At 55.5% G+C, this 21849-nt stretch carries 17 protein-coding genes; 3 read left to right on the top strand and 14 right to left on the bottom strand.

Translation table 11 applies throughout. The annotated features are described in order from the left end of the window. The first annotated feature begins 223 nt into the window (after window positions 1–223). A complete protein-coding gene (locus AC6I7J_RS19275; protein WP_498007366.1) occupies window positions 224–700 on the top strand; it encodes an anti-virulence regulator CigR family protein in 477 nt (158 codons plus the stop codon). A 221-nt stretch (window positions 701–921) separates the two neighbouring features. Here AC6I7J_RS19275 and AC6I7J_RS19270 read toward each other — a convergent pair whose 3' ends face one another. The 3 genes from AC6I7J_RS19270 to AC6I7J_RS19260 all read right to left on the bottom strand — a co-directional run bounded on the left by AC6I7J_RS19270 (window position 922) and on the right by AC6I7J_RS19260 (window position 3700). After that, window positions 922–1188 (bottom strand): hypothetical protein, encoded by a 267-nt coding sequence (locus AC6I7J_RS19270; RefSeq protein WP_072208583.1) that lies wholly within the window; start codon window positions 1186–1188, stop codon window positions 922–924. Window positions 1189–1660: 472 nt separating this feature from the next. Continuing rightward, window positions 1661–2794 carry a glutathione-independent formaldehyde dehydrogenase gene (locus AC6I7J_RS19265; RefSeq protein ID WP_159377564.1) on the bottom strand — a complete coding sequence of 378 codons (1134 nt, stop codon included), beginning with the start codon at window positions 2792–2794 and terminating at the stop codon, window positions 1661–1663. Between the two features lie 372 nt (window positions 2795–3166). Continuing rightward, window positions 3167–3700 (bottom strand): hypothetical protein, encoded by a 534-nt coding sequence (locus AC6I7J_RS19260; protein ID WP_159377565.1) that lies wholly within the window; start codon window positions 3698–3700, stop codon window positions 3167–3169. A 375-nt stretch (window positions 3701–4075) separates the two neighbouring features. Between AC6I7J_RS19260 and AC6I7J_RS19255 the strand changes: the two genes are divergently transcribed. Next, window positions 4076–4585 carry a P-loop nucleotide/nucleoside kinase family protein gene (locus AC6I7J_RS19255; RefSeq protein ID WP_159377566.1) on the top strand — a complete coding sequence of 170 codons (510 nt, stop codon included), beginning with the start codon at window positions 4076–4078 and terminating at the stop codon, window positions 4583–4585. 102 nt (window positions 4586–4687) lie between these two features. Here AC6I7J_RS19255 and AC6I7J_RS19250 read toward each other — a convergent pair whose 3' ends face one another. The 8 genes from AC6I7J_RS19250 to ssuD form a co-directional block, all read right to left on the bottom strand. After that, window positions 4688–5902 (bottom strand): acyl-CoA dehydrogenase family protein, encoded by a 1215-nt coding sequence (locus AC6I7J_RS19250; protein ID WP_498007365.1) that lies wholly within the window; start codon window positions 5900–5902, stop codon window positions 4688–4690. A 3-nt stretch (window positions 5903–5905) separates the two neighbouring features. Beyond that, window positions 5906–7339 carry an MFS transporter gene (locus AC6I7J_RS19245; protein WP_152390888.1) on the bottom strand — a complete coding sequence of 478 codons (1434 nt, stop codon included), beginning with the start codon at window positions 7337–7339 and terminating at the stop codon, window positions 5906–5908. 174 nt (window positions 7340–7513) lie between these two features. Then, window positions 7514–8389, bottom strand: coding sequence for a MetQ/NlpA family ABC transporter substrate-binding protein (locus AC6I7J_RS19240; RefSeq protein ID WP_058780977.1), 876 nt, complete (start codon window positions 8387–8389; stop codon window positions 7514–7516). Then, window positions 8386–9084 (bottom strand): methionine ABC transporter permease, encoded by a 699-nt coding sequence (locus AC6I7J_RS19235; RefSeq protein WP_498007364.1) that lies wholly within the window; start codon window positions 9082–9084, stop codon window positions 8386–8388. The genes AC6I7J_RS19240 and AC6I7J_RS19235 overlap by 4 nt, the downstream gene beginning before the upstream one ends. Then, window positions 9081–10100: a methionine ABC transporter ATP-binding protein gene (locus tag AC6I7J_RS19230; protein ID WP_336699117.1), complete on the bottom strand. Its 1020-nt coding sequence runs from the start codon at window positions 10098–10100 to the stop codon at window positions 9081–9083. Before AC6I7J_RS19230 ends, AC6I7J_RS19235 begins: the two co-directional genes overlap by 4 nt. Further along, complete coding sequence (locus AC6I7J_RS19225; RefSeq protein WP_058780980.1) at window positions 10097–11491, bottom strand: LLM class flavin-dependent oxidoreductase; 1395 nt, start codon at window positions 11489–11491, stop codon at window positions 10097–10099. Before AC6I7J_RS19225 ends, AC6I7J_RS19230 begins: the two co-directional genes overlap by 4 nt. Window positions 11492–11565: 74 nt before the next feature. After that, window positions 11566–12972: an FAD/NAD(P)-binding protein gene (locus AC6I7J_RS19220; protein WP_152390884.1), complete on the bottom strand. Its 1407-nt coding sequence runs from the start codon at window positions 12970–12972 to the stop codon at window positions 11566–11568. Window positions 12973–12986: 14 nt separating this feature from the next. Continuing rightward, the gene (gene ssuD / locus AC6I7J_RS19215; RefSeq protein WP_058780982.1) at window positions 12987–14162 is read right to left on the bottom strand and encodes an FMNH2-dependent alkanesulfonate monooxygenase; all 1176 of its coding nucleotides are present in this window, start codon (window positions 14160–14162) and stop codon (window positions 12987–12989) included. Window positions 14163–14434: 272 nt separating this feature from the next. On the opposite strand from ssuD, the gene AC6I7J_RS19210 reads away from it, so the two are divergent. Beyond that, window positions 14435–16366 (top strand): sigma-54-dependent Fis family transcriptional regulator, encoded by a 1932-nt coding sequence (locus AC6I7J_RS19210; RefSeq protein WP_498007363.1) that lies wholly within the window; start codon window positions 14435–14437, stop codon window positions 16364–16366. A gap of 505 nt (window positions 16367–16871) precedes the next feature. On the opposite strand, the gene AC6I7J_RS19205 is transcribed toward AC6I7J_RS19210, so the two are convergent. The 3 genes from AC6I7J_RS19205 to AC6I7J_RS19195 form a co-directional block, all read right to left on the bottom strand. Beyond that, window positions 16872–17843, bottom strand: coding sequence for a ParB family protein (locus tag AC6I7J_RS19205; protein WP_058780984.1), 972 nt, complete (start codon window positions 17841–17843; stop codon window positions 16872–16874). 7 nt (window positions 17844–17850) lie between these two features. Next, window positions 17851–19050: an AAA family ATPase gene (locus AC6I7J_RS19200; protein WP_058776156.1), complete on the bottom strand. Its 1200-nt coding sequence runs from the start codon at window positions 19048–19050 to the stop codon at window positions 17851–17853. Window positions 19051–20876: 1826 nt separating this feature from the next. Beyond that, window positions 20877–21806, bottom strand: coding sequence for a RepB family plasmid replication initiator protein (locus tag AC6I7J_RS19195; protein ID WP_021508802.1), 930 nt, complete (start codon window positions 21804–21806; stop codon window positions 20877–20879). Window positions 21807–21849: the final 43 nt, after the last annotated feature.

The raw sequence follows: 21849 nt of genomic DNA, 5'->3' as shown, positions 1-21849 counted from the left end.
ATGTCCGCTTTGCGCGACGAGCGGACGTTTCTCTCAATAGTCACGAGCCGGCAGGTACCTCCCTGGATTCAGAGGATGAGCAGTGGAATGCCCGCGTTCAGAGTGAGTCCCAGACATGTCCGGCTTATTACATTACTGATATTTCAGAAATGAGGTGATGGTTAAGATTGCCGCCTCGTTCTATATTTCAATAAGGCAACACATACTATTAAGGACATCTGTCATGCTCACGCAACGCACGCTCAAAACAACCTTTGCTCTGATGATTGGTTTCGCCGTTTTTGTTGCACCGGCTTATGCAAACCCTGGCAATGGCAATGGCAATGGCAATCACGGTAATAATGGCGCGCACGGAAATAAAGAGCAGGGTTACGCATCGTCGAAAAACGAACATGGACATCGCAAGAACGCCCGGCACCCCGATCATGTTCAATCTGATATCAGCTTCTCTCAGGCACGAGCGCTCGCCGTCAACTATGGTTTGGTAGGCTATCAATCTCTGCCGCCGGGAATCGCTAAGAAAGTGGCGCGTGGGAAAGCATTGCCACCGGGTATTGCTAAGAAAAATTTGCCAGCATCGATGATCAATGCGCTACCTTACTACCCCGGCTACGAGTGGCGCGCGGTGGGAGATGATTTAGTGCTTATTGCGTTGAGCACAGCAGTTGTGACCGCCGTGATTAACGGTGTGTTCAACTAACCACAGACTGCAAGCCCGGCAAAAAGAGATCGCCGGCAAAGTCATGTATACGCAAACAACCTGTTTCCCGAATTGCTTGCAAATTAAACGGATGATGTCCGCTTTTCGCTCAAAGCGGACATCGGTCTGTTCGTCAATTCGTTCTATGGCAAAAGCCGATGTTTACGATTATCCGACTCAAATGCCCCCAGACGAAACTCACATAGTGCTGTATTTAGCGGCTATTTACTGAGTGGGAAAAGGTGAATCAAATTAGCGGCAAGGGGATAAATACCTAATGATCGCGTTGAAGCCCTGAGGTCATCAATGGAGGCACCTTCTTTCGGCATGCTTCCTCCCCACACCGTAATTCCTTCCGAAAGATGCGACGGGCGCTGCTGGCTTTCGTCACTAATTTCAACGGTTTCACCATTACTTAATGTGATAATCAAAGATGCAACATCCTGTGTTTCGGATGTTCCATTTTCTTTTTTAAGTGTAATTTTCATTAGCCTTTTCTCCGTCATGATCATTCATATGGCTATAATACCAGGCGTTTAGCTCCCTCGCACGATTATCACATTAATGTTGTGTCCCCTTCTCGCTCATCGCGGGCATTAGCAAATCATGAAAAATGATAATTAAAAAATTAGTTATTACAAAGTTGAATAATCCGTTATCTCTTTCATGCCTGATAAATAACTTTAGCTGAGGAGGAATGATGTCAGACGAAGACCAGAAATGCCTCGAAGCTTGTTATCTTTGTTGCGGCATGTAATCACTGTGCGGCTTCGTGCCCTGAGGAACAGAGGCTGCGCATGTGCATCAAACTGGATAAGCAGTGGGCAAATTTCTGCCGGATTTACGCTGATATGTCATTAATGTGGTCATGCCAGATATAGCCAGCCACAGACAGGCAGTTTTCGTTCTCCCTCTTCCCACCGCCTGAATGTGTCTTAGCTCTTCTGAGTTACCTGACTTTCAGGGTTTCAGAATGACTTTTGTCCAGCCATTATCACGATCATCAAAATGCTTATAGCCTTCGGCAGCATCTGCCAGAGCGAGACGATGTGAGATGATCTGCGCCGGATTGGCTCTGCCCTGATGGATAAGCCTTGCGAGCTGGCGGTTGTACGCTTTGACATTACACTGACCGGTCTTGATTGACTGACCTTTGAACCAGAAATTCCCAAAATCGAATGGCACTTTGCCCTCTTTTGCCAGGTCGGTCGCGCCTCCGGGATCCTGCGGAACAAAAACGCCGACCGCACCGATGCCGCCCGTGGCCTTAGTTGACGCGACAAGACTGTTAAGCGTGGCAGAGTTATCCTCGTGGCCATGCTTGTTGCAACATTGATACCCCACACACTCACAACCGCAATCCGTGCCGCGCCCGTCGGTTAACTCGAGAATTTTGTTTACAGCCTCATCGCCCACCCCATTGATCGCTACTGCGCCCAGCTGTTCGGCCAGCGCCAGTCTGTCCGGATGGGTATCAACCACAAACACCTGCGATGCGCCTTTAATCATGGCCGAGTGAGCCGCCATCAGGCCGACCGGGCCTGCACCATAAATCGCCACATTTTCTCCGGGGCGCAATCCTGCCAGTTCAGTGGCATGCCAGCCGGTGGGGAAGATGTCGGAAAGTAAAACGTAGTCCTCCTCTTTTTCTACCGCATCCGGCGGCAGCACCAGACAGTTAAAGTCAGCATAGGGCACACGCAGTAACTCCGCCTGGCCGCCATCCCACTCGCCCATTTCAGCAAAGCCATAGGCGGCCCCGGCCGTACCCGGATTTGCCGTCAGGCAGTAGCCGGTTAACCCTTTCTCGCAATTTTCACAGAATCCGCAGCCGACATTAAAGGGCAGGCAGACATAATCGCCAACTTTGACCCGCTCAACCGCGCTGCCGATTTCAATGACTTGCCCCAGATTTTCATGGCCAAAGATGCGACCCTGTTCGAAGCTGGTTCGTCCTTCGTACATATGCAGATCTGAACCGCAGATATTGGTGGTGGTAATACGGACAAGCACATCGGTAGGGCGAACGATTTTGGGATCCGGAACCTCTTTGACTGAAACGTCAAAAGGTCCGTTATAGACAACTGCTTTCATGGTGTTCTCCTCACGTGCATGATCAGTTATGAAGGCTGCGGCTGCGTGACGCTTTGCTGCCGCCGCCCTCTCAGTGATGCTGCTTTTTCAATCAAACGGCTTGGTTGAATGTGTAAGTGTAGAACAGCTCATGAAGTCACCCGGGAGTATTAATATTATGTAACTCTATGAATTGTAAGCACCGTTTCGCTAAACGCCCTTTATCTCCGCCTTCTTCCAGGCCCCTGGCGCACCACACCGCTACGCTGACTTAGCCTTGCACGGAATCCCGTAACAGCTATTGTCCCCAACCTCTGCCTGGTTTGAGTACCACATGAAAAAGCCCACTCCAGGGTGGGCTTAGGCGTACAAATGGTGATCAGCGTCATGCAATTAATCAAGTATACCGGAGGGACAGTAATTGCCTTCCCATCCAACTATCTTAGCGCCTGGATCCAGATCTCTCACCGATACGCTATCCCCGCCAAATTCTGAGCCAGTGACGATGATATCGTAATCATGATTTGGCTGAGGAATGAATCTGGTGGAGACAGATCGTTCTGTATTTTGGTAGTAGCCCGGCTGAGTCCAGTAATGAATTATACTTATCAGCTGCCCCGGCTTGATCGTAAATTCATTTATGAAAGCCCCTTTATTGTTACTTGATTCTGGCATTCCGATTTTTTTATTTCCTGACACAGGAATACCGAGAATAGCCAGACCAGCCGTAACCCGGCGCTCTAAAACTTTTTTATAACAGCCACTCGACTGTTTTTCGTAAAATTGCAGGGCTGTATTGCCCTCAGATGCAGCACGAACCCTGGCTGCATCTGAACCTTTATAGTCTTCCAGAGAAGGCCTAAACCCAGCCGAACATCCACTTAACAACGTTACTATTATTCCCGTAATGACCAGTTTTCCATACATGCGCATCTCCTTACGTTTCTGTCGCTCCTGTTTTTATCGGCCTGTGGGTGTGAAATCTTTAACAGATATTAAGCCAGCCATCCGGGGATAATCTGTCCCTGAGATACCTGCCTGACACCTGAACAATGTCCGCTCCTGGCACCAAACGGCCCTACCCCCTGCGAATTCCGTTATTAACAACACGCTGCCATCATAGCTAAAGCAAAGCATCAGGTGATTATTGAGACTTAACCTGTTAGTTTAAAACGATGAAAACTTGCTCAGCCCTGTCTTCCGCAATCATTATTATCACCTTGCACGTTCAGGTGGGATAACGTTTGCCATTTTCCCGCCGGTAAGGCGGGCCTTACCGGTAATCAACCAGTGAGGTCAGCCATGAACACCACCGATGTCGCATCACCTGAAAAATCCACGCTTCACCTGTTATGTGGAAAAATTGCGTCGGGTAAATCCACGTTATCCGCAAAATTAGGTGCTGCACCACATACTCTCATTATCAGTGAGGATCGCTGGCTTGCAGCGCTCTATGCCGATGAAATGCACACGGTCGCGGATTACGTGCAGTATTCCTCTAAGCTCAGAAATGCCATGAAACCGCATCTGGTGTCATTACTTAACGCGGGGATGTCGGTAGTCCTGGATTTTCCGGCTAATACACCCGCCAGTCGTGAATGGATGATGAGTATCATCAAAGCATCAGGGGCTGCTAACCAGATGCATTTCCTTAACGTCCCTGATGAGGTGTGTAAGAGCCGATTACGTGCCCGTAACGCAGCAGGCACCCACGATTTTGCCGCTTCAGATGAACAGTTTGAAATCATAAGCCGTTATTTCTCAGCACCAGCGGCTGATGAAGGTTTCAATATTATTGAATACCGCTCTTAAGCCGCCGGGTTGCGGCTTAAGAGGTGCTAATTCCATGACGCAGCCGGATTCTGCGCCATTAAACGGCGCCCGATAACGGCGCCGTTAGTTCATCAAGGCTGGTTACCCCTCTCCCCTGCCGATTTGCCAGATGCCGGTTGGTGGCGTGCCGTTGACTTTCCAGTCACCGATGTCGCGCGCTTTGTAGATCACCGGGTTATGCGACGAGACGGTGCGCGCATTGCGCCAGTGACGATCCAGCGCTTTGCTGACGCGCGTATCCGATGCGCCAAGCGCATTAAACAATTCGGTGGCGGCACGCGGCACCAGCTCGCTGGCGATTACCTGCGCCTGTCCGGCCTCGGCTTCCGCCAGGTTGTTGATGGCGGCGATGGCCGCTTCATCGGCACTCAAGTGCGCTTCATACGCTGATTGCAGTGAATGGGTAGCGCGAATCACCGTGGCTTCGACGGCAAATGCCAGACTGGTGATCTCGCCCACCACCTGCAGCACCTGTGCATCCTGCCGCGAGGCAGCTCCGTTGCCGTGACTGTAAACGCGGTTGCGTGCGGCAACGGCTGCCGCGCCGTCCCGCGCGACCGCGCGCGCAATGCCCGCCAGCGTCGCCAGCAACACATGCTGGTAATACGCGGTCTGATAACGGAAGCGCGTGGCAAAATCATACACGTGCTGCGTCTCCACATGCGCGTGCTCGAAGCGCGTCGTGCCGCTGCCGGTCAGGCGCTGGCCAAATCCGTCCCAGTCATCTTCGCGCGTAACGCCCGGCTGATGCGTATTCACCAGCGCGATCACGTCACCCTGGTTATCGTCGCGACGCGCGTAAACATCTATCCAGTCGGCGAACAGCGCACCGGTGCTGTAAAACTTCTCGCCATTCAGCGTCCAGCCATTGGCGGCAGGCGTAACGCGGGTGATCACGTCGCCCAGCCTGACATTGCCAATTTCCGTCCAGCCGCTGCCCACCAGCTCGCCATCAACAAAGCGGCGAAACCACGCATCGCGCTCCACATTGTCCGGCTGGTTGAGCCGGTCCTCGACAAAAGCAAAGTGCGCGCGCAGCGCCTGCGGCAGGTTGGAATCCGCTTCCGCCAGCTCAATCAACAGCTGAAACAGCTGCGGCAGCGAGGCGCCCCAGCCACCTTTTTGCTGTGGAATACGTACCGTGCCAAAGCCAGCCTCCTTCAGCCACTGCAGTGGTTCATAAGGCAAGGTACGCGTACGCTCGCGTTCCGCCGCGCCCGCCGCGATGCGGGCAAACAGCGGTCGGAAGTGCGCCGCCAGCGTGTCATAGTCAGTACCGGTAGAGAGAATGCTCATGTTTTACTCCTGAGGGGAAAGGTCGTCGATGTCGTGGCGGGTCGGTTCGTGACGCACCGCTAGCAGGAAAAAGATCGGAATGATGGCGGCCAGCGATACCACCCAGAACATGTTGGTGCCGAGCGCCGCCTGCAGAATCGGCAGAATGAACAGCGCCAGCGCACTGCCGATGCCTGACAGCGCACGGCTAAAGCCGACGCCAGTCGCGCGAATCGAGGTGGGATACGAGAGCGCCGGATAGACCATCAGCTGCGCGCCCGGGCCAAAGCCTTCAGCGAACAGCCACAGTCCGAGCATCAGCACCGCGAATACGATGCCCACTAGCGCCTGCGGGTGGCCAATCAGTGCCAGCGCCACCAGCGCCAAAAACTGCAGCGCAAAGCCAGCGATCGCCACGTGGCGTGACGGATATTTCCACGCCAGGCGCATCCCCAGCAGCCCGCCGGTAAAGGCAAACAGCGCGTTCAGCCCCAGCGAAGCTGAGATGGTCTCGAACACACCGGCACCAAGAAACTGCGCCAGTATCGACGGCAGGAAGAAGGCGATGGCGGTGTACTCAAACGAAATACAGATATTCATTACGCCGGCAACGATGGTGCGTTCACGCCACGGCTTCTGGAACAGTACGCGAAAACTCACCTTCGGCGCCGCCGCCGCGGGTGGCGTTTCTGGTTCTGCTTCGTGTGCATGAATACCGTACGAATCACGCAGGATACGCACCGCCGAGGTCAGATCGCCCTGATTCGCGGCCCACAACGGTGATTCATTCATGAATTTACTGCGCACCGCGATGATCAACAGCGCAGGTACCGCGCCAAACAGCAGCGAGGCGCGCCACAGCCAGTCGAGATGATCTTTAGGCAGCAGAAAATAGAGGCCAAAAATCAGCAGGAAACACACAGTGGAAGCCGCATACCACATCGGGCACCAGGCCGCGAGCCGTGCGGCTTTGTTGCCTTTGCCGGCAAATTTAGAGAATTCCGCCAGATAAGACATCGCCACCGGCAGATCGATGCCCACGCCAATGCCCATCAGGAAACGCGCGCCAATCAGCACCCAGACGTTGGGTGCTAAGCCCGCCGCAATCGCCGATACGACAAAAAACAGCATGTCGGCCATGAACACCGAATAGCGGCCGTACTTATCCGTCAGCCAGCCACCAATCAGGTTGCCGACAATGGTGCCGACCATGATGGATGAGGTGACCAGCCCGGTGGTGAACGGCGATAGCTGGAACTCGCGCACCACGTCATCGATGCCGTACGACAGTGTGGTCAGGTCGTAGGCGTCGAGGAACACGCCACCCAACGCGAGAAACACAATCATGCGCGCATAGTTGTTTTTGCTACTGCGGGTGTTGATCAGCCTTGCCACATCACTGACCGAACGTACCGGTTGCGAAGCCGGCAAGGTGTTTTCTAAAGGAAGAGTACTCATAACGCCTCACGTCTATTTTTGTTGTGCAGGTGAGGTGGTTATAAGCGCTTTATGCAGGGAACCAAAGCAACAATATTTGCTATTAATTACAATATAATCAATAAGATAATAAAGACACCAACACTAAAACCCGGACGCGCAATGCGGGTCCGGGTAGCGTATTCAGCGGTAAAGTTATTCAGCAGAAACCGGCACCAGCACGCCTTTGACCAGCGGGTCATCGGTGGTTTTTAGCCACTGCTGTACGCGCGGATCGGCAAAAGCCTGCCTGAGTTTGACGATGTTCTCCTGCTCCAGGTAAGGCGTACCGATCACCAGCTGCGAGGCAAAGGTGCGCGGCGCGGGCGGGAACAGAATACCTTTGTCACGCGGGACTTTACCGGCGTCAAACTGCGACACATAACCAATCGCCGCATCGACCGAATTAAGCGCCCGCGGCATGGTCAGCAGATCCAGCTCTTTGAACACGAAACCGTGCGGATTACCGACAATGTTTTTCAGTTTGGCGGTGCGCGGTTCTACCGTTGGATCGAGGGTGATCAATCCCTGACGCGCCAGCAGCCAGAGCGCCTGGCCCTGATTCGCCCCATCGTCGGGCACCACAATGGTTGCGCCCTGCGGCAGATCCGCCACAGAGTGGTAGCGATCGGAGTAAATACCAAAGGCCCACTGGAACAGAGGCAGGCTGGAAGTGAGCTGGAAGCCGTTAGCATCGACCACCTGCTTCAGCCACCACTGATGCTGATAGACCGTCGCAGCATACTGCCCTTCTGCTACCGCACGGTCCGCCTGCACCGGATCCTGCACACCGACCGCCTCCAGCTTCAGGCCGTAGTCCGGCGCGATATGCTCACCCACATAGTCGATCAGCTTCTGTTCCCCGGCCATTGCCGGCTCATAATGCACTTTCAGCGTGGTGCCAAACACCACCGCCTGCGGCTGCTGGCTGCGCCAGAACCAGCCAGCGGCGGCCAGCAAAATGACCACTATAATCAGCAGCAGCCACGGCCAGCGGCGTGTTTTACGTAACTCAAATTCTTGTGTTGTCATAACGATGTCCCCTGAGGATGGCGCAAGGCCGCAACCAGCCGGTCGCCGAAAAATTGAATGGTCTGAATCAGTGCAATTAACACTATGATGGTGGCGATCATGATGTGGTTATCGAACCGCTGATAGCCATACACCACCGCCAGGTAGCCAATGCCGCCAGCGCCAATGGTGCCGGCGATGGCCGAGTACTCAATCATGGAGATCAGGTTGAGCGTGATGGCTGCGACAATCGCCGGCAGCGCTTCACTCAGCTGGGCGGAGCGGATGATCTGCCAGCGCGACCCGCCGCACACCAGCCCTACGGCAGTAACTTCACCTGGCAGCTCACGTAATGCGTTGTCGACCAGGCGGCCAAAGAAAGGAATACCGGCGGCGATCATCGGTACCACCGCCGCCGGAATGCCGATGGTGGTGCCGGTGAGCCAGAAGGTAAACGGAATGATGGCCGCCATCAGTACCAGAAACGGTAACGAGCGCCCCATATTGACGATCCAGCTCAGCACCCGATGCACGCCGCGCTGCGGAAGCAGTCCGCGCGGCGAGGTGTTAAACAGCACCACGCCAACCACGCCACCGAGGCTCACCACAAACAGCATCACGATACCGACCATCAGCGCGGTTTCACCCAGCGCCGGCAGCATCAGTGCCGGAATTTCAGGCCAGGGCGTGTCCTGGCTTATCACGGATACGCTCATACCGCCTCCCGTAACGGCGGCACGCTGACAGCAACGCTGGCCGCCAGGCCATACTGCTCCAGCTGCGTCAGCAACCGTGCCAGCGGCACCTGCTCCTGCTGAAAATGAATGCCCACCTGCAACCGTCCGGCCTGGATGCCATTGACCCGCTCGACATGCGCACCCAGCAGATCCACTTTTAAAGCGAACTGCTGGCTGATGCGCGAAATCCAGTCGCTGGCCACCGCGACATCAGTACGGTAGCTAAGCTGCAGCACCAGTCCGGCATCACTGACTTGTGCCGTCAGCGGCAGCAGCCGCTGGCCGAGCGCGCTGTCCGGCTGTGCCAGCAGCGCACTGACGGTGCCATACTGCACTATCTCTCCATTGCGAATCTCGGCAACCGCATCCGCCGCCTGACGTACGGCATCCATCTCATGGGTGATCAGCACGATTGCCAGCCGGTAGTCGTCACGCAGTTTTTTCAGCAGCTCAAGGATGGTGACCGTCGCTTCCGGATCGAGGCCGGAGGTGGCTTCGTCGGCCAGCAGTACAGAGGGACGTAGCGCCAGCGCGCGGGCAATACCAATGCGCTGCCGCTGCCCACCGGAGAGCTGGGCGGGAAAGGCGCTGGCTTTGTGGCTTAGCCCGACACTCTCCAGCAGCTCGCCGACGCGGGCGCGGATATCGCGCTCGACCACGCCGAGATAGCGCAGCGGCAGCGCGATATTTTCCCAGGCACTTTTACGCTGCAGCAGCGCGGAAGACTGAAATACCGTGCCGATAGCGCGACGCGCGCGGCGCAGCGCTTCGCCATCCAGCCGGGATAAATCGCTGCCGTTAACCCGGATGCTGCCGCCGCTCGGCTGCTCCAGCAGGCTGATGCATTTCGCCAGGGTAGATTTGCCGGCACCGCTCGGTCCGACCACCGCGGTGATGCTGGCTTCCGGCACCTGCAGCGTGATGTTTTTCAGCACGTCGGTGACGCGACCGTCCGGCGCACGGTAGTGTTTACTCAGGCGCTCGATTTCGATCATATGACCTCCTGCTGCTGCGCGCTGCGTACGCGATAGCCAGCACCCGGATGCGGCGCACTGAGCTGCGGCCCGGCGGCAAACAGCTTCTCGCGTAGCGTGCCCGCGGCGTAATCCTGTTTGTAAACGCCGCGTTTTTGCAGCTCCGGAATCAGCAGCTCGACCACATCCTCAAAGGTTTCATGGGTCAGCGCATACGCCAGGTTGAAACCATCCACGTCGGTCTCCTCTACCCAGCTCTGCAGCTCATCCGCCACCGTTGCCGCACTGCCTACCAGCAGCGGGCCAAAACCGCCGATACCCACCCAGTCAGCCAGCGCTTTCACCGTCCATTGACGATCGGGATCGGCAGTAGAGAAAGTTTCAACCGCTGACTGAATGGCGTTGGTGTGCAGGTATTTCAGCACCTGGTCCGGCTGATATTGTCCAAAGTCGATGCCGGTCCAGCCAGAAACCAGCGCCAGCGCGCCTTCGTAGCTGACCCAGTTTTTATACTCCTGCCACTTCGCCTGTGCCGCCCGATCGGTTTCACCGACAATCACCGTCTGCAGGTTAAAGATCAAAATACTGCGCGGATCGCGACCGGCTTCGGCTGCACGACGCCGGATGTCGGCCACGGTTTTCTTCAACAGCACTTTGGACGGCGCGGCGACAAACACACATTCTGCGTGCTCAGCGGCAAACTGTTTGCCGCGGCTCGATGCACCGGCCTGATACAGCACCGGCGTGCGCTGCGGCGAGGGTTCACACAGGTGGATGCCCGGTACGTTGAAGAACGTACCCTGATGGTTAATCGGATGGATTTTGCTGGGATCGCTGAAAATGCGACGCTGACGATCGCGCAGCACCGCATCCTGCTCCCAACTGCCTTCCAGCAGTTTATAGACCACCTGCAGGTACTCATCGGCATAGTCATAGCGGCTGTCATGATCGGTTTGCGCTTTATGACCAATGTTGCGCGCGCCGCTCTCCAGATAGGAGGTGACAATGTTCCAGCCAATGCGGCCTTTGGTCAGATGGTCCAGCGTCGACAAACGGCGCGCGAACGGATAAGGATGCTCAAACGACAGCGAGGCGGTTAAGCCGAAACCGAGGTGCTCTGTGACCAGCGCCATCGGCGTAATCAACGCCAGCGGATCGTTCACCGGCACCTGAGTGGCCTGGCGTATCGCCGCGTCACCGTTGCCGTTCAGCACATCGTAAATGCCGAGCACATCGGCAATGAACAGGCCGTCAAACTTGCCGCGCTCCAGCAGGCGCGCCAAATCAACCCAGTATTCCAGATCTTTATACTGCCAGGAGCGGTCACGGGGATGGGCCCAGAGTCCGGGCGACTGGTGACCGACACAGTTCATATCAAAGGCATTCAGGCGTATTTCGCGTTGCGATGGCATAGCAATCTCCATAGCGAGGCCGTGATCGTGCAGCGACCCGGCGTTCGTCAGTTAATTTTCAGGATGTTGAGTATTCAGGAGGCGGAAGGGGGACATCGCTCAGCGTGAGCGACAGGCAATACCTTAAGAATTTCATCCGCTACGGCGGCCGCGTGATCGGCCACCTGCGGCAACCCCATCAGCTCGCCAAAGCGGGCGCGCGCCGCCGGGCCCACGACAAACAGACGTGCGTTGGGCTGGCCGTGCCGGTTGAGGGTGCGCGAGTGGTGATCCACATCAATGCCGAAGCCGAGCGCATCGGCGCGGATCAGGCCCTGCTCGCTGAGCGATTGCAGCAGCGGCTGGCTGGTCGTCAGCGCTTCATGTCCCGGTCCGGTCGTGACAATCAGTTTATCCAGCACATGGTTTTGCCGGGTGCCATCGCGCTGGCGCAGGGTGATTTCCAGCTGCTGCGGATGAGCGTGAATCGCCACGAGGCGAGCGGCCAGTACCTGCAAGCTACCCTGCTGCTGTCGCCGGGCGATGACGGCGGCGACCTGTGGGGCAATGCGATAGCGATGCACATCCCACCATGAACGCAGATGACGCGCAAAGCGTCGCTGTTCAGGCAGCGGGAGTGACTGCCAGATGGCTTGTCCCTGCACACGCACCTCATCAAGCACACGCTGCCACGGCAGCTGCTGCGCGGCAGCGCGAGCGACTTCATCACGAATATGCCGCAGCCAGCGGCGCGCGCTGGGCTGAGATTGCGCGCCCAGTGTCCACTCCGGCCATTCGCCGCTGAGATTGGCGCGTGACAGTTGTCCGCGCCGTGAGAACGCCAGCAGCGGCCCCTGATGCTGACGCGTCGCCAGCGAAGCCACCACATCAGCCATGCTCAGGCCGGTGCCGACAATCGCCACCGATGCGTCAGGCTCAACGTTATCCAGCACGCCTGGCTGCCACGGGTTAGCAATCAGCGCCGGATGGTCTGCAAACGGCTGTAGCATACGTGGCAGCGACGGCGGTGGATGGCTGATCGCCAGCGCCAGGATGTCGCCAGTCAGGGTTTCACCGTTACTCAACAGCAGTTGTTGCCCTTCCCATGCCAGCGCACGCGCCTGAACGTGACGCAGAGTGACATGCGGATGCGCCTCAGCGGCGGCGACAAACTGCTGAGCCAGATAGCGGCCAAACAGCGCGCGCTGCGGATACACCGCGCCATCGGCACAGTGTGCTGCTGAATCCAGTGAACATTCCGGCTGCTGACGATACCAGCGATCAAAGGCGCCCTGCTCTTCTCCGTTGAGCTGCATACGCGCAGCCGGCACGTTGATGCGGTGTGCCGGTTCCAGCGTGGAATAGGCAACACCGGCGCCGAGGCTGGCGCGCGGTTCGACCACTGTAATCAGTAGCGGCGCGAGCGACGTGCGGGCAAGGTGAATTGCCAGCGCTGTGCCGCTGAAGCCCCCGCCGACAATAATGATGTGCGCTGTTGCCATCGCCTTCTCCTGCATCAGCTGGCGCTCGTCTGTTTCGCCGATGGGCGCTTATCGCCGCCGATGGTTTCACCAAACGGGCCAGTGTTAATGGTACGGGCGCGCTGCTGCTGACCGTGGGCCAGCGGTAACAGCGGCAGCAGTAATTCAGCCACGCGATGGGCCTCTTCCAGATGCGGATAACCCGAAAGAATGAAGTTAGTCACGCCGAGCGCCTGGTATTCCCGGATGCGTTCAGCGACCTGCTGCGGGCTGCCCACCAGCGCGGTGCCGGCACCGCCGCGCACCAGTCCGACGCCTGCCCACAGATTCGGCGCAATGTAGAGATTATCGCGCGAACCGTTGTGCAGCGCACTCATGCGCGCCTGACCGGCGGAATCCATGCGGGCAAAAATCTTCTGCGCCTGAGCGATAGTGTCGTCGTCCAGATGGGCAATCAGTTTATCCGCCGCCGCTCGGGCTTCTTCTTCGGTTTCACGCACAATCACATGCAGGCGGATACCGTATTCAAGTTTCCGGCCGCGTGACTCAGCGCGTTCACGCACGACCGCCAGTTTTTCTGCTACCTGCGCCGGTGGCTCGCCCCAGGTGAGATAGGTGTCAATCTGCTGCGCCGCCACGTCGATCGCTGCCTCCGATGAGCCACCAAAGTAGAGCGGTGGACCGTTTTCCTGCACCGGTGGAAACAGCACCTCAGCGCCTTCAACCTGAATATGCTCGCCCTGATAATCCACTTTTTCGCCGCGCATCAGCCGGCTATACACATCCAGAAACTCGCGAGTCACTTCATAACGTTCACTGTGGTTGAGGAAGATGCCGTCGCCTTTGTTCTCCACCGGATCGCCGCCGGTGACCACGTTAATCAGCAGACGGCCTTCCGACAGACGATCCAGCGTGGTGGCCATGCGCGCTGCCAGTGTGGGTGGCTGCAACCCTGGCCGTACGGCGACCAGATAGCGCAGCCGGCGCGTCATGGGTGCCAGCGCGGCAGCCACCAGCCAGGAATCCTCACAGCTTTTGCCTGTCGGAATGAGGACGCCGTAAAAGCCCAGATTGTCGGCGGCCAGCGCGACCTGCTGTAAATAGGCTAAATCAACCGGGCGTCCGCCTTCTGTGGTACCCAGGTAACGGCCATCGCCGTGCGTCGGCAGGAACCAGAAGACATTTATGCTCTCGTGCGCAGAATCGGCCATTATGCTTATCCTATATAACTTTATGAGAAAACGTTCATTCATTACTTTCTATTTGGTTATATAGGCGTAAGCGAAAAGCATGCCAGGTTTTAACAAAACAGAGATTGTGCATTTTCAGTCAGTTAGGTCATCAGAGCGCGTAATGTCTGTTGCAATTGCAACGCAACGCCAACAGCATTTGCTGCATATGCAACTGCTTATGCTTTTTTCCTGCTGTTCATTGCCACTTACCGGGTTTAGCGTGATGGCAGACCTTTACAGGAGCCACCCTCATGCTGACACCTTACAATCAACCGGATTCACCTCGCCTTGTCGACCCGGCATCGCTGGCTTTCCAGTCGCTGCTGGATAAATTCGCACCCACCGACGCCACGGTGCTGATTGTGGGCGAAACCGGCACCGGCAAAGAAGTGGTCGCGCGGTATCTGCATCACCATAGTCCACGCCGGCATGCCCCGTTTCTGGCCGTCAACTGCGGTGCCCTGACGGAAAGCCTGGCAGAAGCTGAATTGTTTGGACATGAGAAAGGAGCCTTTACCGGCGCGACTCAGGCGCACCCTGGCTGGTTTGAAGCGGCGCAGGGCGGCACGCTGCTGCTGGATGAGATCGGCGAACTGAGCCTGCCGCTGCAGGTTAAACTGCTGCGCGTCCTTCAGGAGCGTGAGATCACACGCGTCGGTTCACGCAAGGCCATTAAAATAGACGTGCGCGTTATCGCCGCAACCCATGTCGATCTGGCGCAGGCAATTCGCGAACGGCGTTTTCGTGAAGATCTGTTTTATCGCCTGAACATCGCCGTTGTTCCCCTGCCACCGCTGCGCCAGCGTCGCGAGGACATCCCCCTGCTGGCACAGCATTTCCTCTCCCTGTACGCACGCCGCCTTGGCCGTCCGGCGCGTCGCCTGTCGCCTGACGCGCTGGAAGCGCTGCGCGACTACAGCTGGCCCGGCAATATTCGTGAGCTGGAGAATACGCTGCACAATGCGGTGCTGCTCAGTCGCGATGAGACATTAACGCCGACGCAGCTGCGGCTGGCAGGTTACAGTGAACGCGGATACAGCGAAGCGGACGATTCGACGCTGGATAGTTTCCTGCGCCAGCAGATTACGCGCGAACCGCAACAGCTGTTTGATCGGGTGATTCAGAGTCTGATCAGTAACGCACTGGAAATAGCGGACAACAATCAGACGCAGGCCGCCACGCTGCTGGGCATTAGCCGGCACACGCTGCGCACGCATCTGGCACAGATGGGCGTCATAAAAGGGCGGCGTAAGTCTGCCGTCATGGCCTTCCCACACGTCAGCGGGGTCGCGCGCCCTGAACGCGAGTTGCGTATCGGCTTTCAGAAATTTGGCAATCTCGGCGTATTGAAAGCGCGTCAGACGCTGGAACAGTGCTTTAACCAGCAGGGTATCAGCGTGGTGTGGAGTGAGTTTCCTGCCGGTCCGCAACTGTTGTATGCGCTGCAAAATAATGAGATTGATTTTGGCACCACCGGTGAGGTGCCGCCCATCTTCGCGCAGGCCAGCGGTAACGCCGTAACTTATATCGCCTGGGAGCCACCGGCACCGGGCAGCGTCGGGATTGTGGTGCCACGCGACAGTACTATCCACAACCTGGCAGATTTGCGGGGTAAGCGTATCTCGGTCAATAAAGGATCGAATGTTCACTGGCTGCTGTTACAGCTGCTGGAGGAAGCCGGCATCGGTCTGGATGAAATTAAAGTGGTGTACACGCCGCCGAAATATCCGCTCACAGCCAGCGATTATCTGGCCGTCGATGCATGGATGATGTGGGATCCGCTGCTGAGTGCCGCAGAAAGCAACGCCGATTTGCGCGTGCTGGAGAAGGGCGAAGGCCGGGTGCGCAACCACCAGTTTTATCTGGCGCGCCATGATTATGTGCAGCAGCATGACGATATCGTGCAGCAGCTGGTAACGAGCCTGCAGCAAACCGGGACCTTTATCGATAATCATCGCCATGAAGCCGCCACTATGCTGGCGCAGGAACTGGGGCTGGAGTTCGCAGCCGTGGAACGTGCCTTATCTCGTCGCAGCCACCAGACGCGGGCCATGGTTTTCCACGTCATCAAAGAACAGCAAACTATCGCTGACCGCTTTTATGCGCTCGGTTTGATTCATAAACCGGTGCGCGTGCGTGATGCAGTGTGGCAGTCGCCCAGCCAGACGGCGCTTATGGCATAGCGGCTATAGTGAAAGTTATCCACGTTTTCTGTGGATAACACATTGAATATCGTCTGGCTAAATCCCCGTTTTCTCACGACAGCATGAAGATTTGCTGTGAAATTCGGGCGATTTCAGCCTGAAATCCTGCAGATAAAAACCCTATTTTCAAACGGTTAGGGGTGAAATCGCCATGGCGAATGTCACCTGATTCCGGCAAATCTCGTTAAGGATTCTCCCTGCTCGTTTCACTGTTGCTTTAGCATCCAGCAAAGCTGGCCATCATCAAAGCTTCAACCGGCGATGGCGCGGTTTCACCGTATTACATTGCTGAGCTGGCGATTTCAGCCTGAAATTCCGGCTAAGGTTGATTTGATTTCATGCACTTAGCGCTGAAATCATGCTGGCGAAGGATGAAATTTTGGGGGGGAAATCAGGTGGGTGAGGTAACAATCTGTAGCGGCACGGTACAGGATGTACGGGATTGTGCTGCTACAGATTGCTTATCATCAGAGGTGAAGCGCTATTACTGATTGAGATACTTATTCAGCGTCTCGGTGATAACGCGATCCAGCTCTTCCTGTAACTCTCTGGACTGACGGTTAAACTCGTAGCTAAACATGCGTCCGCGCGTTTTTTTGCGGGCATAACGGTCTTTATCCGCGAAGGTCCACAGCGGTGTCGCCACCACTTTATCTTTAGCCGGCGCCTGCACCAGTGTCTGGCTGCCGTTACGGACCAGCCGCAGGATGCCATTCTTGACTTCATCTTCCGCCAGGCCTTCACGCGCACAGACGCTGTCCACATCCATACCGATGGTTTCAATCAGAGCGTCTACCGTCTGACCGGTTTCCTGCAGTTTTTCGTAGGCCTGCAACAGCGTTTTGTAGTCAGGATAGGTCAACTCTGAATGGTTCGGGAACAGGGTGACCAGCTCCAGCGGCACACTGGCAGCCTGCAGCGCGCGGGTCACTTTTGCCTGTGACAGCCCTTCACTCTGCGCAATCTCTTTTTGCGACAGGCCGCTGTCTTTCAGTGACAGCAAACGCATGCCGACTTCACGCAGATTATGCTCACGCGCGGTCTGGATATCCTGCGCCAGACGACGGGCTTCTTCGGCAGAGATGGCAACGTCGGTAACCAGCACATCCAGCCCGGTTTTACAGTGCAGCGCGGCCGCCCGACGACGCGAACCATCGAGGATTTCAATCCGATCGCCACGCTTCACGCCGATGGCCGGGAAGAACTGCTGCAGTTTAATGGTACGGATGATATCGCGCAGTGACTCTGGCGTGAGACCGGACTGGTCACGGCCGTTGGTTTCCATCACCACGTACGTACGTTCTTCTATCTCTTTAGCCGTGATGTGTTCCAGCGTGAACAGGGCGCGTTTACCGGTGGAAAGGATAAACGTCTGGGAGTGACCATCCTCGCTGGGTTCATTTTGTAACGGGCTCTGGCTGAAGGTGCGGCCAATAGTGATTCTTTTTGCGCTCATAATAACCTCAGTTCAGGCGGATAAATTCAATACGATCAAAGACGGCTTTGGCAAAGTCTTCTGCCGCCGAACGCGCGTTTTTCAGGGCTTCGCTGCTGCCGACATAAGTCGATGGGTTAGCGGAGATAACCGTGTCGAACGATTCACCACAGCGCTCAAAGCCATCCAGTCGCGGCAGCGCTGCATCCAGCATATCGCCACCAAATATCTCTTTCGCCAGGCTGTGACACATCTTGTGGTCCGCTTTATTCGACAGCTTGGACATAAAGCCAATGTTGCCCTGCAACCGGCAGGTGGCTCCCGACTCTTCGATGATGTCGATAAGCTCGGGCAGGCGCGTCAGATACTTCAGCGTGGAGTGGAAATCAACCTGTGCCGGCGGCACCGGCGTCATCAGCAAATCGGAAGCGGCAATGGCGTTTTTCAGGAAGGCATCCAGATGTGGGCCGCTGTCAATAAAGATGAAGTCGTAATCTTTTTTCAGCTTAGCCACCACGTTTTCATACAGCACCGCATGCACGTTTTGCTGCGGAAGATGCTCCGCACACAGCTCTTCCCAGCGTGAAGCAATGAAAGCGTCATCGATTGAGGCGGGCAGTACGTCAACGCCAGGAATAATCGACGGCACAATAAATTCACTTTTCAGCTCTTCGCGGCTGACGTTTTGCAGCATCGCCTGAGCTGCTGTGGCCTCAACCAAACCGACCGAACGTTCATGATTCAGGAACATGGTGGCCGAAGACTGCGGATCGAGATCGATAACCAGGATACGTAAATCTTCAAACAGCAGGTGCGGATGCGCGCGCAGCGCGTGCGCCAGCGATACCGTTGAAACGGTTTTAGACACGCCGCCTTTCAGGTTACCGACAAACAGCGTAAACGCTTCAGGATGGCGATCGCGGTATTTCGGGACGCCGCGATGATGGTAGATGTCGATAATATTTTGGATCGACATCGCGTACTTGGTGGAACTGCCGGCCGCACGCTTATCAAACGGATAGCCGTTTTCTTCCATCTCGTTAACCGCGTAATCGACACTGGCGCGCGTCAGCTTGGGCAACTTGGCTAACGCCGCTTTGGCATAGACCTGGTAAAAAGTATTCTCGTGTAACTCTTCTTTTTGCGCCTGAATCTGCTCCGTCAGGCTCATCAGCATTCTTTCTGAGCGTTGAGCGACTTTCAGAACCTGCTTCTCATCGTTAGCCATACTTGCTCCACACATGTAGGATTTATGACTTTATACCGAAATCCTGCACATGAGGCAAATCTATCTCATCTGTTCATCATCGGCTCGCGTTGTAAAAAGACCTTTTGCAATAGGGGGTTAAACCAGACGTTCACTGCAGTCAGTAGTGCGCGTTGATTGTTTACCCATCAATTGATGAAAATGTGCTCGGCGTAAGGGCGGCACTCTGCCACTGTTCACTGTAATCAGTAACTGGCATGTCTGGCTGAGGCGGTTAATCACGGTGAAATACTGCGCGCCGTTACCTGACAGAGCAGTCCGCACGTTCACTGTAATCAGCGGGTGGCGAAAAGGAATGAACTGCGTTCACTGTACTCAGCGTAACATTCACTGCAATCAGTAACCCTGCCGTAAGATTTACTGTAATCAGTAATTCTTAGCGCAGGGACAGCGCCACCGGCGCCAGGATGAGCCAGTGCGCAAAAGTAAATGTTCACTGTAGTCAGTGGTTCCGCGCATCATCCGCTCAACAAATGGTCAGGATTCACTGTAGTCAGCACAAGCCCACTACATTCCTCCCTCACTTACTGCCTGCAATGCACGGTGTGAGGGGGTGCGGCCGGCCAGTGAGAAGGGGAGAAGCTGCACACGATGAGAATCACCCGGATTACGATTGCGGGCTGGCGAGCATCGCCTGCAGGAAGATTGGGCTGCGCCGTGCAGTGCCATGTTCAGGGCCGCCTCGCTGGCGGCAATCTGCCAGCGCATCGATTCATGCAGGTGTAAGATTCACTGTAATCAGTAAACTGCGACGTCGATGCCAGCGGCATTCACTGTAGTCAGTAAACTATGAACGCCTTTTCGTCAATGTTCACTGTAATCAGTAATGTGACCTTTATCAGATATTCATAACCTGATCGCTGCGGCGCATTCACTGTAGTCAGTAAAAGGAAAAGCGTCTTTAAGCCTGAACTGCTGACCTGCCTGACTAAGCATTCACTGTAATCAGTAAATCCGATCATCTTTATCGCGCCAGGTTGAGAGATGGTCGCGAAGCACAGGGAAGGGCACTCAGCTAACAACATTCACTGTAATCAGCAGGCGAGCTGGCGCGCGCTGCGCTTTGAGGCAGCAAGACCTGACAAACACGTTCACTGTAATCAGTAAATGCCCGCTACGCCTCAGCCCCAATAATGTTCACTGTAGTCAGTAGCTGGCTTTATCTCCCTTGCAGACCAGTGCCTGCGGTGAGGGCAGGGGAGTGTTGAGAACGTTCACTGCAATCAGTAACGCAGAGAGCCGTTTCGTCATGAAATGACGTTCACTATAGTCGGTAAACCCTCCCACGATTCACTGTAATCAGCGATAGTGACCAACCCTGTCACTTTTACTGGTTACTTTTACAGCATAATTACTGAATACAGTGAATGTATTACTGTATATCGTTTATTACGCTTAATTTTCAGTCAGATACGATAAAGCGTTCACTGTAATCAGTGAGGTCGTATGCTTACGTGTTCACTGTGGTCAGCAGAATCGCCCGGCAGACCAGACATTCACTGTAATCAGCCAGACGGTCTCTGAAGGCACAGGCAAGGTGTCTGTCAACCCACCTGGTAAGTACCCACTATCAATAAAAGCGCTGTTATGCATGAAAAGGAAGTTTGGAGGGTTTTTACGGAACAGGCGATACCGGCAGCGACCACTGATTACAGTGAATGCTACCGATTACAGTGAACAGATTAGGTTGTGCTGATTACAGTGAATGAGGGGAAAGCGGCAGTGTCACTTTTAGGCTCAGTGACACTGCGGGAAGAGGGCTGACTGATTACAGTGAATGGGTGAAGTCAGTCTTCGAAATCGAGGTCTTCCAGCGAATCGATACTTTCCAGATTGCTGATACCATCGAGTTTGGGTGTGCGGCTGTGGATGATGAAAAATACCGAACGGCCCCGTTTCACTTCGGAGTAGTCCAGATAGCCAATCTCTTTCAGCTGCTCCATGGCGCGCCGCACCACATGGTTTTGCGTGGTGGTTTTTGAGCCGAGATTAAGGCGCATGCGTAAGCGCGCCAGGGAGATAGGCGCCGGATTAGTGGGCAGGCTTTCCAGGTAGGTATACAGCGCCTGCGCCGACTCCTTACGCTTGAGGCGCGAGATAGCACGCAGCTGCAGCAGCACCTTGTGGTCGAAGTTATACAGCTCAAACAGCTTAGGATCGGCCTGAATACGCACCAGATCTTTCTCACGATCGTAGTAAGCCGACTGCACCAGGTGCGTGTGGTAGGCCTTACCATTCCCCTCAAACGACAGGGTATTGGTTGCGATGCGTCGCAGCGAGGCGTCAAGACGCTTACGCAGCGCCGCGGACGAGTTGGCTGAGGGAATACCGCACATCTTGACGAAGTCGATAAACGGCAGCGTGACGGTGTCGCCTTTCGACGGATAACGCGAGAAAGACTGAATGATGCCGGCCCAGGTTTTGAAATCATTATCCATATCCAGCCGTGCGCCAGTGATGGTAATCTTTTCATAACCTTCCGCTTTCACCAGCGACAGGTTTTTGAGCTCTTTGGTGGCATCGGTTGAAGCCATTGCGCCGGATTTTCCGCGCGCCGTTGACTTCAGGGTAGGAACAAACAGACCCAGGCGCATTAGTGCGACCGGTTGTACGGTGTTATTTTTATTGGGATGAAGCTGAATAACTTCACCACTGTTTTTCGTCACCGACAGAAAAGGTTCAAGTAACGCCTTGTTTTCACTCTCTTTATCTGCCATAGCCTGAGATCTTCATTCTGTGGATGAAAAGGATCGGTATCTG

The sequence above is a fragment of the Type-C symbiont of Plautia stali genome, from assembly GCF_059730935.1.
The sequence above is the reverse complement of the archived record's forward strand: the minus strand, read 5'-3'. Positions and strand labels throughout refer to the sequence as shown.

Bases quoted from the DNA above. Each gene is read 5' to 3' on its own strand.
- AC6I7J_RS19265 (WP_159377564.1), bottom strand. From the start codon at position 2,794: ATGAAAGCAGTTGTCTATAACGGACCTTTTGACGTTTCAGTCAAAGAG.
- ssuD (WP_058780982.1), bottom strand. From the start codon at position 14,162: ATGGCCGATTCTGCGCACGAGAGCATAAATGTCTTCTGGTTCCTGCCG.
- AC6I7J_RS19245 (WP_152390888.1), bottom strand. From the start codon at position 7,339: ATGAGTACTCTTCCTTTAGAAAACACCTTGCCGGCTTCGCAACCGGTA.
- AC6I7J_RS19210 (WP_498007363.1), top strand. From the start codon at position 14,435: ATGCTGACACCTTACAATCAACCGGATTCACCTCGCCTTGTCGACCCG.
- AC6I7J_RS19200 (WP_058776156.1), bottom strand. From the start codon at position 19,050: ATGGCTAACGATGAGAAGCAGGTTCTGAAAGTCGCTCAACGCTCAGAA.
- AC6I7J_RS19220 (WP_152390884.1), bottom strand. From the start codon at position 12,972: ATGGCAACAGCGCACATCATTATTGTCGGCGGGGGCTTCAGCGGCACA.
- AC6I7J_RS19250 (WP_498007365.1), bottom strand. From the start codon at position 5,902: ATGAGCATTCTCTCTACCGGTACTGACTATGACACGCTGGCGGCGCAC.
- AC6I7J_RS19230 (WP_336699117.1), bottom strand. From the start codon at position 10,100: ATGATCGAAATCGAGCGCCTGAGTAAACACTACCGTGCGCCGGACGGT.
- AC6I7J_RS19235 (WP_498007364.1), bottom strand. From the start codon at position 9,084: ATGAGCGTATCCGTGATAAGCCAGGACACGCCCTGGCCTGAAATTCCG.
- AC6I7J_RS19275 (WP_498007366.1), top strand. From the start codon at position 224: ATGCTCACGCAACGCACGCTCAAAACAACCTTTGCTCTGATGATTGGT.
- AC6I7J_RS19260 (WP_159377565.1), bottom strand. From the start codon at position 3,700: ATGTATGGAAAACTGGTCATTACGGGAATAATAGTAACGTTGTTAAGT.
- AC6I7J_RS19225 (WP_058780980.1), bottom strand. From the start codon at position 11,491: ATGCCATCGCAACGCGAAATACGCCTGAATGCCTTTGATATGAACTGT.
- AC6I7J_RS19205 (WP_058780984.1), bottom strand. From the start codon at position 17,843: ATGAGCGCAAAAAGAATCACTATTGGCCGCACCTTCAGCCAGAGCCCG.
- AC6I7J_RS19270 (WP_072208583.1), bottom strand. From the start codon at position 1,188: ATGAAAATTACACTTAAAAAAGAAAATGGAACATCCGAAACACAGGAT.
- AC6I7J_RS19240 (WP_058780977.1), bottom strand. From the start codon at position 8,389: ATGACAACACAAGAATTTGAGTTACGTAAAACACGCCGCTGGCCGTGG.
- AC6I7J_RS19255 (WP_159377566.1), top strand. From the start codon at position 4,076: ATGAACACCACCGATGTCGCATCACCTGAAAAATCCACGCTTCACCTG.
- AC6I7J_RS19195 (WP_021508802.1), bottom strand. From the start codon at position 21,806: ATGGCAGATAAAGAGAGTGAAAACAAGGCGTTACTTGAACCTTTTCTG.